Source organism: Ruminococcus sp. (assembly GCF_017650195.1).
Lineage (GTDB): Bacteria > Bacillota > Clostridia > Oscillospirales > Ruminococcaceae > Ruminococcus.
The window spans coordinates 1-12,425 of the sequence record NZ_JAGCFH010000312.1 but is presented as its reverse complement, the minus strand read 5'-3'; the positions used below and the strand labels follow the sequence as shown (position 1 = coordinate 12,425).

At 39.8% G+C, this 12,425-nt stretch carries 12 protein-coding genes; 6 read left to right on the top strand and 6 right to left on the bottom strand.

Translation table 11 applies throughout. The annotated features are described in order from the left end of the window. The first annotated feature begins 281 nt into the window (after positions 1 to 281). Complete coding sequence (locus tag J6U00_RS14025) at positions 282 to 572, top strand: hypothetical protein (RefSeq protein WP_296582848.1); 291 nt, start codon at positions 282 to 284, stop codon at positions 570 to 572. 83 nt (positions 573 to 655) lie between these two features. Here the strand turns inward: J6U00_RS14025 and J6U00_RS14020 are convergent, their stop codons facing one another. Then, on the bottom strand, positions 656 to 2,044 hold the full coding sequence (locus tag J6U00_RS14020; protein WP_296582847.1) for a CotH kinase family protein: 1,389 nt from the start codon (positions 2,042 to 2,044) through the stop codon (positions 656 to 658). A 296-nt stretch (positions 2,045 to 2,340) separates the two neighbouring features. On the opposite strand from J6U00_RS14020, the gene J6U00_RS14015 reads away from it, so the two are divergent. The 4 genes from J6U00_RS14015 to J6U00_RS14000 all read left to right on the top strand — a co-directional run bounded on the left by J6U00_RS14015 (position 2,341) and on the right by J6U00_RS14000 (position 6,741). After that, positions 2,341 to 2,700, top strand: coding sequence for a GNAT family N-acetyltransferase (locus J6U00_RS14015; protein ID WP_296582845.1), 360 nt, complete (start codon positions 2,341 to 2,343; stop codon positions 2,698 to 2,700). Positions 2,701 to 2,745: 45 nt separating this feature from the next. Then, positions 2,746 to 3,084 carry a DUF4298 domain-containing protein gene (locus tag J6U00_RS14010; RefSeq protein ID WP_296582844.1) on the top strand — a complete coding sequence of 113 codons (339 nt, stop codon included), beginning with the start codon at positions 2,746 to 2,748 and terminating at the stop codon, positions 3,082 to 3,084. A gap of 741 nt (positions 3,085 to 3,825) precedes the next feature. Then, complete coding sequence (locus J6U00_RS14005; RefSeq protein WP_296582842.1) at positions 3,826 to 4,848, top strand: SDR family oxidoreductase; 1,023 nt, start codon at positions 3,826 to 3,828, stop codon at positions 4,846 to 4,848. A 9-nt stretch (positions 4,849 to 4,857) separates the two neighbouring features. Continuing rightward, complete coding sequence (locus tag J6U00_RS14000) at positions 4,858 to 6,741, top strand: leucine-rich repeat domain-containing protein (RefSeq protein WP_296582841.1); 1,884 nt, start codon at positions 4,858 to 4,860, stop codon at positions 6,739 to 6,741. Between the two features lie 61 nt (positions 6,742 to 6,802). Here J6U00_RS14000 and J6U00_RS13995 read toward each other — a convergent pair whose 3' ends face one another. Then, positions 6,803 to 7,549, bottom strand: a complete 747-nt coding sequence (locus J6U00_RS13995; RefSeq protein ID WP_296582839.1) for a tyrosine-type recombinase/integrase — start codon at positions 7,547 to 7,549, stop codon at positions 6,803 to 6,805. 818 nt (positions 7,550 to 8,367) lie between these two features. Here J6U00_RS13995 and J6U00_RS13990 point away from each other — a divergent pair. After that, positions 8,368 to 9,162: a dockerin type I domain-containing protein gene (locus tag J6U00_RS13990; RefSeq protein ID WP_296582838.1), complete on the top strand. Its 795-nt coding sequence runs from the start codon at positions 8,368 to 8,370 to the stop codon at positions 9,160 to 9,162. A 523-nt stretch (positions 9,163 to 9,685) separates the two neighbouring features. On the opposite strand, the gene J6U00_RS13985 is transcribed toward J6U00_RS13990, so the two are convergent. The 4 genes from J6U00_RS13985 to J6U00_RS13970 form a co-directional block, all read right to left on the bottom strand. Continuing rightward, positions 9,686 to 10,036, bottom strand: coding sequence for a thioredoxin family protein (locus tag J6U00_RS13985; protein WP_295082337.1), 351 nt, complete (start codon positions 10,034 to 10,036; stop codon positions 9,686 to 9,688). Between the two features lie 12 nt (positions 10,037 to 10,048). Then, the gene (locus tag J6U00_RS13980; protein ID WP_296582850.1) at positions 10,049 to 11,011 is read right to left on the bottom strand and encodes a permease; all 963 of its coding nucleotides are present in this window, start codon (positions 11,009 to 11,011) and stop codon (positions 10,049 to 10,051) included. 35 nt (positions 11,012 to 11,046) lie between these two features. Next, the gene (locus tag J6U00_RS13975) at positions 11,047 to 11,490 is read right to left on the bottom strand and encodes a C-GCAxxG-C-C family protein (protein ID WP_295066721.1); all 444 of its coding nucleotides are present in this window, start codon (positions 11,488 to 11,490) and stop codon (positions 11,047 to 11,049) included. Positions 11,491 to 11,564: 74 nt separating this feature from the next. After that, positions 11,565 to 11,873 (bottom strand): metalloregulator ArsR/SmtB family transcription factor, encoded by a 309-nt coding sequence (locus J6U00_RS13970; RefSeq protein ID WP_296582834.1) that lies wholly within the window; start codon positions 11,871 to 11,873, stop codon positions 11,565 to 11,567. Between the last annotated feature and the right edge of the window lie 552 nt (positions 11,874 to 12,425).

The following is a 12,425-nucleotide window of genomic DNA, read 5'->3' as shown; positions in this document are numbered from 1 at the left end:
TTCGTCAGACCAGAGCTTTGCCTCCGCCTTCCTTCAGATTCCATCTCACGATGGACACCCTTGGCTTTGGCTGTATCCTTCCCACTGTCGGGCGGATTCGGGACTTTCACCCTTTAGATACGTGCGCTGCCGAGCGCACAGCAAAATAATCACAGGAATCAGAAATGATCCTGTGATTATTTTTATGTATAAAATGTAAATTTTCGCAAAAAGCATTGACAAACAGCCAAAAATGTGCGGCGCAGCTAATCAGATATACACATCTGATTGGAGGTTTTACCGTGCAAAAATACTGTAATATCGTCAAAAACAAGCTTAACGCTCTTATCAGCAACATTGAGAATAATATCTCTGATTTCGTAGTTGATCCAAAGAGAGATTTTGTTCGTAAAAGCGAGCTGTCATTCTCAAAAACAATGAGATTCATTCTCGGCATGGGCAGCCAGACACTTGGCAGTGAACTTATGGAGTTTTATGGTCTTAATAAAAAATCAGTCTCAGTTTCAGCTGTTGTTCAGAGAAGAGCCAAGATACTACCTGCTGCTTTTCAATATCTTTATACTACATTTTAGTCGTGTGAATTCCCTATTATTATTGAAACTGTAAGTCAAAGAAGTCGATTCAGCATAATATAGAAATTATAAAGATTGCCATATTATGTTCCTCCCATTTTTAAAATATCAATATCATCACAGTTAATAAGCTTGTCAGGTTCTGCTTCTTGTCCTTCCCATGTTGAAGGAATAACCCCTCCGATCTGACCAAGTATAGAATCAGAATGTCTCTTTATTACCTGATTTAGAACTGAAACTCCCTCTTTGAATTCATCATTATTAAAGAATGCGTTTTTCTCTGTTCCCGTAATACTACCTATCTCCTGCATTATTGTTTCAATCGTCCTATCAAGCTTTCCACCTTTTACATATTCTGATGACAGCTTAGATAAGTAACCATAGTATTTTGCCTTATAATCAGTATTTTCAAGTAATTTCATAAAAAATGATCTATCGTAAAGATTACATGTAAACGGGGTGTCAATAGGAAAATTAACTACCATTGATGGCATGGCTGCTATTGCAGCTTCTTCAGCTTCATCTAGTCTTTGTTTTTCTTCATCGCTTAGGTTATTATACCATTCTTCCCATTTAGCTTCCCATTCTGATTCATCAATATCTTCAAAATCTTCGGTTTCACCACCAAATGCATCTTCGCCGAACATTTCGTCTTCTCCAAAATCCATATAACCGCCCCATGCAAGATTATAATCCCATGGTATAAGGCTTATCTTCCCCCTCTTTTCAGTGAGGAAGTAATTATGCTCATTTTGACCAGTCAAGCCGTCAAGATTTACGACCATAGTCTGTATTGCAAGATACTTCATTACATTGTCAATGTCAACATAAGCTTCAATATCCTTTCCACTGTCAACAGACTCCAATGCAGTAATGACTTTTTTCAGTGAATCTTTATCGCCTTCAATAACTGTATCTTCTGTGATTCCATCATAATCACTTTCATCATCACCCGTATATGAAAGATTATGAAAAGGCTTGTATACGGAACTGTTAATATCTCCGTAATTACGCTGACAAAAGTCGTTATCTACAGGCTCTACCGCCAGATAGCAGCCAAAATATTCATTATTAAGTGATATTTTCACATAGTTGCATAACGGAGCTTCAAGGTCTATATATCGGCACATATCATATGCTATCGCGTCTTTCATCTGTGTTGCATCACCAAGATTATTATTCAGCGAAAGCTTGGTAAGGCCATTATATGTCTGCCCCTCGGTATATTTATCAAACTTCAGCATGAAGCTGTATCTGTCAGAATCTCCCATTGCTTTCACATCATCAAGACTGCTGCCGCCTTTTGCTCTTATACCAACATTTGAAAGTTTTTCTCCGTTTATTGTAATATTACATGAAGAATACTTTTTGTCAGAAACATTTTCAAGGAGTTCCTTCCACTCAGTTTCTCCAATCTCTATATTGATCTCATTGATTTTTCCAATCTGGAAAAACTTATCTTCATAGCTCATTTTTGTAACTTTAGTTTCTTGCGGAGAAAGAGCTTTATCTGTGCATGACGTCAATGAAAACAGTGTGATTATTGCTGTTATAAGTGAAATAGTTTTTTTTATGATGCTTTCCTTTCATTTAGAATATTATTAAGACGAATATTATAATAGCAAACAATTATTGAATTAACATTGAAAAAATATGTATTAAGATATATACAGCATTATTATCATATATAAACGTTGAGCAAAACCATACCTGCTAGCTTGACATACTCCATATATATGTCTATACTATAATAAAGGATATGATTAGTATGAGCGAAAGAATAAATGTTAACATTGTTCATCTCGATAACAGCGACCGTGAACAATTCATCAGAAATAATCAGAAAGCTTTCAATTATGGAGCTTTGGAAGAATTTAGTCAACGAGATGATCACTTTGAAGAAGATGGAGAGATAATTTCTCATGACACTATATCTCGTGCGATTGACGAAGGAATGGCATATCGTATCTTGCAGGACAACAAAATTGTTGGCGGCGTAGTAATCAAAACAGAATATGACCATGGAGAGCTTGTATTGCTGTTCGTATCTCCTGCTGTTCACAGCAAAGGTATTGGATATGCGACGTGGTGTGAAATAGAAACTATACACCCCGAAATAACGGTCTGAGAGACCGTTACACCATATTTTGAAAAACGCAATATCCACTTTTATGTGAACCGCTGCGGATTTCATATCGTAGAATTCTATCACGCTCATCACCGCGATCCTCACGATGAGGACGGTGAAATATCCGAAATGTTCCGCTTCGAAAAGATACTACCAGTTACTCCTGAATCAATAAAGGAACAAGTTAAGCGTATCACTTACTATGAAGGAATCCTGCAAAAGGCTGAGAATGGTTCTCCCGAAATACTTGGACGATTGTCAGACTATTACGGAAGCCCTGAATGGAAGCGTAACTATGCTGCCGACGAGGCAGGTCTTCTCCCGAGTGATTTCAAACGAGGCGTTCTTTCAGAAGATGGAATATATAATTTACTGGAGAAATAATTATACCACCTAATCACCAAGAACATCTCACTTGATGAGGAAATAATAATATTCAACTTTTCAAATATAATAACAACAGCTCCCCCACACACAGGAGCTGCTTCTTTCATAACATTATATCGCCTTTTCTTCGTGTGAAAAATGTCTTTATTTTTTCACACGGAACTGCAAAATCGCAGTTTAAACTGTTTTCTGCAGGTAACAGAAAAGCCTGTATTTCGGTGTTTTTCTCGAAATACAGGCTTCTTTTAAAAAGCGGACAGAGAGGGATTCGAATATTATTAATTAGCTATATTCGTCTATTTATAGCCTTTTATAATTTTCGTTTGGAATAATTGAGTGGAATATAATTATTCAGATTGAAAACAATTTCTGCTTTAGCTGTTCTCTTTCAATTATTGAAGTTTAGTTGTCCACACCTTCCCTGCATAAATAATATAATAAATATGAAATACGCTAGCATTTTTTATTTCACCTTTAAATATTATCTTTTTTATTTCACAAACTTAATGCAATTCTCTTGACAATAATTTCTATATGTAGTAAAATCAAGTTGTCGGTAGTTTAATGAAAATTGCTGTCCTCATGCAGTAGATGCGGCTTGCCGCCCGACAGCCCGTATAGCTCAACGCAAGAGCTGCCCTGCCCCACAGCTTGGAAGACGGTGGTTCAACTCCGCCAACGGGCACAATCAAAACTATTATAAGCCTTCTGCGGAAGGCTTTTTACTTAGGAGGACTTATGCGTATCTGTCTAATGTGCCGTAAAAGGAATATAGATCATTACGGTATCTGTCCCGAATGTCGGGCGTTTTCAGACATCAAGCGTTCCGAGAATATTGACCTTACAGGAAGGACAGCAGTCGTAACAGGCGGCAGGATAAAGATAGGTTATACTGTATGTCTGAGGCTGCTACGTCAGGGCGCCAGAGTTATAGCTATTACAAGATACCCCAAAAGTGCAATGGAAGAGTACATGAAAGAGCCTGATTTTCAACAGTTTTCAAGCCGCTTGTCAGTGATAGGCTTCGACCTCATACGGATAGACCGAATTGGTGAACTTGTTGAGTGCATCGGAGATATCTCGGGTGGTGTTGTCGATATACTTGTAAACAATGCAGCCCAGACCGTGAAAAAGTCCCGTGAATACTATGCAGCCGCTATCGCACATGAAGCAGAGCTTTCGCTCACAATGAAAGAAATATATCCTGTAATAGAGCCCGAAAAACAGGAAGGCTTCGGACTTATTCCTCAAAATCAACTAATCGACTATGGTGAACGCCCTGATGAAAATTCATGGGTACGTAAACCTGAAGAGATAACTCCACAGGAAATGCTTGAAGTTCAACTGATAAACGTATCTGCACCATTTCTTCTCACTAACTCACTTAGAAAATTCATGGGCAATGATACTAAGCGAAAGAAATTCGTTATCAACGTCAGTTCCGTAGAGGGACGCTTCTTAGACCGACCTAAGCTAGCACGACATGTGCATACTAACATGGCAAAGGCATCTCTGAATATGATGACACACTCTATTGCATCCGATTTTGCCCGTGATGGCATCTACGTGTATTCCTGCGACCCAGGATGGGTGTCAAACCAGTTCCCTCCTGCTTATGAGATAAGCAAGTCCTTTATTCCCTATCTCACCTATGATGACGGTGGCGCAAGGGTGCTGTATCCTATTGTGAAGAATATGTATGTCGATAAAGTCCTCGACTTTGGTTCGTTCTATAAAGACTATAAAATCATCGAATACTGAGGTGATGATATGAATCTGTTTCAAAAGATGTTTATCCGCATTATTCAAGGCGGGGCAAAGAACCATATAAGCCAACAGACTGCAGAAAACAATGCAGAGGCTCAAAAACGCCGAGAAAATACTATTTGCTCTTTGCATCCAAAGGTGGACTTACCTTATGAAAAGCCTGAGTCTATTGCATTTACTCCCGAAAATCAAAAGTCTATTGTAGCTGCGGTGGAAAAGACCGAAACTGTTTCCGAAAAGGCTGAAATAGAGACTATAGATGACACTAAATATGAAACTCCTACAATTCTTAGACCTACACAGTTCAAAGCTGTTCCGCAAAAGATACCTGCTGTAAGACTCACCTCAAAGGAAGCTGTTGAAATGGGATATTCCTTCCGAAAGAGCAGCAAAAGCGTGAAGATTACAGGTTTTCACGGAAGTGCCCCACAAAAGCTCATTATCCCCTGCTCTATCGCTTCCCTGCCTGTAGAGGAGATATGCTCTGAGGTATTCATGGAGGCTGAGCTCAACGAGTTGTTTATCCCCGATAGTATAAGGAAATTAGGTAAAGAAGTTTTCAGAAGGAGCACAGTAAAAAGTGTTGTTTTCGGCGAAGGTCTTTCTTCCATATCTGAAAAAGCCTTCATGGGCTGCGTCAAACTTGAACAGGTTGTTCTACCGACTACATTACGTCATATAGGTAACGAGGCTTTTTGGCAGTGCTATGCACTTAAACATATAGATTTTCCAAAGAACGTCAAAGATTTAGAAGATTATTCGTTCGGTGACTCGGGGCTTGAAAGCTTTGGCGTTGAAAATGAGAATAACCGTATAACAAACGCCAATGCTTTTTACCAAACGCGAATGTATTGGAAATATGATATAATAAGTACCTCTTTACTCATCAACGAGCTTAAGGTTCTACGTGTGAGCACTGATAAGGCTCTGAAGCTGGACGCCGATAAGGTACAGTTCCTGCCTCATTCAATATTACACGGCACTCATCTTGATCTTACCGAATGCGGGAAGGTAAGTTTCTGGCGTATGGCTCGTTCGCGGGAATGGTATGATTACAGATATAATGATAAGTGTATCATAAAGCTTCCTGACAGCAGCAAAAATGACTCTCTTGCTTTCCTTGCAGACTATGTTGAGGTCTATGATAAATTTGATAATAAAATCTCACATGATGTATTCAATGTTTCTGCTCCGATTTGTTCAACTGATCCCTACTGCTATGATGTAAACTACAGTTATATACCTCAATACGGACTAAAAACAAAATATAAAAAGATTAAAATAACTTCATATACAACGATTGCTGCTAACGCCATTGATTCCAGTTCACTTGAAGAAATTGAAATAGCTCATTTCAATCCTGAGGGCTGTATTTTCACCAATAACTGCTTTAATCTCAGAAAGGTATCGTGGACTGACGGCAAAAATACCGTTACAAAGTACCTTCCGCCCATTCAGCTTGTAGAAAAGCATCTGAAATTAGCCCTACTGAATGCCTTTTCTCCGTGTTCAGCACCTCATGGACGTATGAACAAACCGTATTTGCCTGGATACAAACGAACGGTGTTCAACAGAGAAGTCATTGACTCCCTATTCCGCGAGAGGAAGATCAGTTCCAGGAATAACCCTTATATCAAAAGAACAACACCTCCGTGGTCTAAAGGTAATAATATATTCACTGTATCCAACAGATTCAAGGCTCTTGTTGCGGTAGATGTGCTGCGAAGCGATAAAATGCCCCATGAACCTGATACGAAGATGTATTCTGATTTTTTAAAATCTCACCGTGGATTCTGCCATAAATTTTTTGCACAAATCAGCGATGCGTTTCCTGAATATACAATTGCATTAAAAAATATAGAAACTAATATGCTCAATATAGAATAAATTATCCCCCTCATTATTTTCTCTACACCTAATGAGGGGGATTACAAATATATCTTCTCTATTATTTATCAATATCATCAAGTATACTATTTAAGTACTCGTCTATCTTCTTGTCAACCTTCTTACGCTCATCTGAGAATGTATGTTGATATACCGACTTCAACGTTGAGTTTGTGGACCACCCTCCCCTCTCCATTGTATATTTATCAGGGATATTGAGCATTAGCATAACGCTCGCTGATAAATGACGCAGATCATGGAAGGTCATATGATAGCCGTACTCAGCGAGAAGCTTATAGAACTTGCTACGGAGCGTCTGGTATTCCATCTGAACAATAAAATCATCATCTCTTTCATGAGGAACAGCATTTATGAGATCCTTTATGTAGCCTGGTATTGTCTGCCTTCTCGTCGACTTGTATGTCTTATTAACATCGCGAACAATGTTGCTGCCATCAAAGTAAATATTACTGCGGCATATAGTAAGTACATTATCTTTTAGGTCACGGAACTGTAATCCACGGACCTCACTCATACGTAGCGACAGCCACATTGCAAGCAGACACGGTAGTTCAATATCTGTACCGCAAACCATATTCATTACCTGCTCCGCTGTGGGAAGCTCCTTCAGCTTCGGCTTTCTTGCAGGGTATGTAACACTCAGCACAGGTCTAATGTCGTAGAGCTTCAGCGCTGCACATATAAGATGAACGCCTTCTTTAATCGTTTTTGCACCCACCTTTGCAGCGTCTTCGTTTATCGCCTGCTGTACTGTATAGCTGTTGATCTCACTTACATCGAGCCGCATTAAGCTCTGTATCAAGCAAGTTTAGAATAATAAGCATATCATTTTCAGGAACAGCCACACAGCCTGCAGTATATTCACCTGTCATACAATGTAGGAAAATAGCTGAACCTTTATATGGAACTATTGGTTCCATAGGAGAGGATATTCCGACTGACGACAACAACGTTAAAAAAGCATATAGAAAGGTCTTTAAACCGAATAAAACCAATGAATAATTATAGATAACACCGAATATTTCTCATTAATACAACTCAGAACAGCTTCATAGTGATTCATTATCATCCCCGGCCTTTGTGTCGGGAGAGCTGTTCTGAAACTATGCTATAATTAACTACTGCAAAATCTTTTCTTGAACACTTGACACGTCTGCTGTGATATGATATTATACTCGTAAGCTAATAACTCAAGATTCAATAGTAAGACGGGTGGTATAGGACATGATAATATCTGTTTTTACATTGACAGATTATATGCCACTTATTACAACTGGTTCAGATACCGAAAAGCTTCATATAGAAAACAGGAGGTTCGGCATGGGAAAAAGATGTTTAAATCGCTTTATATCAGCAATTACAAGTTTGGCATTATTGATTGCAGTTTATCACTGTTTCCAAAATAGCCTTTTAAAAACTAATTCAATTTCGGCCTTAACAACTATTTCAGCAAATGAGCATGCTTCAGATGAATTTGATAAAATAATAGAAAACCCATTTAACTATCAGGACGACAAGGAAGTCCCATATGATGGTACGCATTGGGTACAGCCTAAAGAATGGAACTGTCCTACTATTAAACCGAAGGATTATAAAGGCGGTATAATGCTCTATTTCGACAAGATTGGACTTGAGCCTGACTATGCTAATGGTAAGGTACAGCGAGTATATTTCAGCATAACAGGTGCAACAGAACCTGTAGGCTATATTAAATTCCACGTTTTTTACGATACCAGACTGACCGTCAAGGAAAACTCAAACGGCGAAGTCATAAATACTGGAAAGGCGTTACAAGACTTCACAACGGGTTCTTCAATGGTTGAAGAAGGACAATTAGTATTCTATGCATATTCCAATGATACGATACTAAATAACGGCAGTATATTCACCATTGACTTTATTGTTCCCGAAAATGCCGAGCAGGGCGATGTTTATCCCATTGGCATTTCGTATGTTGATGATGGGATAGCTTATGATACATTCATCAATTCGGAACAGAATGATGCTGGTAAAGTTCAGATGACCTACGTATTTACTAAGGGCATATTCAATGGTTATATAAAGATCCAAGGCGAGAAAAAAACTACGACGGTTGTCACGACAACTGTAACTACTACCACTACATCTACTAAAAACGTATCTCATGTTGATCATAAGCTCGGAGATGTCAATTATGATGGTCAGATAAATGCAGTCGATGCATCCTCAGTTCTATCATACTATGCAATGATCTCTACAAATAAGGATGGCGGTTACACTGAAGAGCAAAAGCTTGCTGCTGATGTCAATAATGATGGTCAAATTAATGCAGTTGATGCTTCTTGTATTCTTTCATACTATGCTTATGTATCAACGACAAAAGAAGACATAATGTCAATTTCTGATTTTTTGAAGAAATAAATTACTAACTGACTGATGACGGCTTTAAAACAGCTGACATCAGTCAGTTATTTATTATATATGCAGGTGCCTATATTCTCAATACTTACGCGAGAAACTGCAGGCAGTGTAAAGGATATATTAGAGGATTTGAAGTGAAGGGCTCCCGTTCTTTGTTGGTACTCTTTTCATTCCCCAGTTGGACTTTAAGGGAGACGGTTCTTATCGTATAATCAGATCGTATCTGAATGCCGTTTTATTCGGATGCAATGTGGAAATTCCTTGAATATATCAAAAGTGAAAGATAACAAATGATGATATGCGGGTACAGTAGCCTTGTATGTCAAGCAGGAACAGTTCAATGGAAAAAGGTCATGGCGGCAGACATTCCCACTAAAGGAAGTCGTTCTTTGAGATAAAAAAGAAAAGTGATATTTGAAATATCCGACCATGTCGAAGGGTTATATCATCAAAGCAGCTTAAACAAATATAAAAGCAGGAATATATATATGAAAGGCAGCCATTACGGCTGCCTTAAGTCTTGTCATTTACCTATAAGCTTCAATATCTCAGCTGGCTTCAGAGTTTTACCCGCAGAAACAATCTTCTCATTGACCACAAGTGCAGGCATTGACATTGCACCGTACTCCATGATCTTCTGCAAGTCTGTAACATACTCGACCTCGATTCCCATACCCTCCACAGCCTTGACTGTGTTATCGTAGAGCTGATGACAAGCTTTGCAGCCCGAACCGAGTACCTTGATACAGCAGATACCGTCAACAGATTCGCCGCAGCAAGTCGAAGCTGTTTCGCTTGCAGTCTGCTCTCCGCCGCAACAGCAGCAGGGAGTTTCCTCGTTCTTTTCTTCCTTTTTCTTACTGAATAACGCCATGATCTTTTCCTCCTAAATAATGTAATTTTGAATGAGATTAAAGAAGTACCCAACAAGGATAATTCCGACCGTACAAATAGCGATGAAAATGCCAAGCAGCTTGGGCTTTATCGCCTTTTTCAGCATTATCACGGACGGGAGCGACAGGGTGATAACTCCCATCATAAACGTAAGTACCACTCCAAGCTTTGCTCCTTTTGCGACAAGTGCTTCTGCAATGGGAATACAGCCGAAAATATCGGCGTACATAGGTATACCGCATATCGTAGCTATAATAACGCCGAAGGGATTTCCCGTTCCGAGCACCTTGACTACCCATTCCTCAGGTATCCAGTTGTGAATAAAGGCACCTATTCCTACGCCGACTATGACGTATGGCAAGACCTTTTTTGCCGTTCCGAGCACCTGCTCCCATGCGTATTTCATTCTATCGCGCTTCGTAAGTTCATTCTGCGGAGTGTCGATCTTCTTGCCGTTTCGGATAAACTCCTCCACCTGATCTTCAAGGTGCAGTTTTTCTATAAGCGTACCGCCTGTAACTGCGATAACAAGTCCCACTGTCACGTAGATAACAGCTACCTTCCAGCCGAATATGCTCATAAGCAGTACAAGTGAGCCTAAGTCCACCATTGGCGATGAAATAAGGAATGAGAATGTCACGCCGAGGGGAAGCCCTGCGCTTGTGAAGCCCATAAACAGTGGTATTGACGAACATGAGCAGAACGGCGTAACAGTTCCAAGCAAGGCGGCGATACAGTTTGCACCGATACCGTGAAATCTGCCGAGTATCTTTTTCGTCCTCTCAGGCGGAAAATAGCTCTGTATAAAGGTGATCACAAATATCAGGAAGCCCAGAAGCACCATGATCTTTATCGTATCATAGATGAAGAATTGCAGGCTGCCGCCAAGCTTGCTTTCGGTGTCGAGACCACAAGCGTTCAGCAGCGAACCGATAAGCCTGTTCAGCCATTTCATGCCGAATATCTCGTCCTGTATGAAGTCCCACACGTTTATTCATCACCTCTCAGCATTTCTGTCAGAATTTCCGCTGCCGTTCTTACCATTTCGGGACACAGCGTTCTGAACAGACCGTTTGACCGTGCATAGTTGCTGCCTTCCTCAGTTCTGAGGTCGCAACCGAGAATGTCACGACAGACATATGAGCCTTTGCGCTTCTCGAACTCGTCAAGAAACTTAACTGCCATAGATCCGCTTTTGGCACGACTTTCATTGTCGCTAAGGTCGAACTGCCCGTACTTCATACCAAGAACCATAAGAGCTCCAGTACAAGCACCGCAGACCTCGCCCTTGCCCATTCCTCCGCCGAAGCAGGCACCGATTTGAAGAGCCTGTTTTTCGGTAATGCCGAACTGCTCCGCAAACGCCGCGAATACCGCCTGCGAACACTTATAGCCATTCTCATAATACTGAACTGCTTTTGAAACATTATCCATTTTCATTTCCTCCAATAGTTATATTTAGATATATCAATTTGTGGCGGCTGTTTTAAGCCGTATGGTCATACGGCTTATTTATTACAGCATTTACACTCGTTTTCAGTCACTGCCGTGATCTCTTTCAGGCAGTCCATAGCGATTTTTGCCCCCTCCGCAGAAATGGAGTAGTGCATCCACTTGCCCTCTTTTCTGCCGACCACAAGACCGCTGTCGCAGAGTACCTTCATATGGTGAGAGAGTGTTGGCTGACTCAGGTGAAGCTCCTCAAGAAGATGACAGGCACACAGCTCACCGTTTTGCAGAATTCTGAATATCTGCACTCTGTTTTCATCACACAGGGCTTTGAATATTACCGTGATCTGCTTGTTTGATAGCTCCACGTTCTCACCTCACATTGAAACTTTTCTATATTATATCATACGCATAGAAAAATGTCAATATGTTTTACGATTTTTCACTGAGTAATGTCTGTTTTCTTTCGCAAGTATTAATAATAACGGAAAGGTATACTGCGTTTTCTTGTTCTTTATTTGTTCAATTGACCAATACTTTAGATGAAATATGGCAACGTGTGATAAACTGTAATATTACGCGGTTTACATTTTGTTATGTTATTTGGTTTATAGTGATTTCTGTTGACCAAAAGTAAGTTTGTTGACCAAAAGTTGCCCAGTCATTAATAATTTGGCAGTCGAATATTTAAGCAAGGGGCTGTAAAAAAACTCAGTCCCCCAAACGAACACGGGGCCTCGTAAAGAGGCCCCAAATTTTATAGCAAAAAAACAAACTGCACAACAATAACTTGCGTGCAGCTGTTTTTAGTGATATAATCAAATTACCAAATATGATAACCACTGAGAACTATTATAAACCAATCCAACTGAAATTACCAGTGGATTATGAAAGAATTATAGATATAAACGACTCAGTGT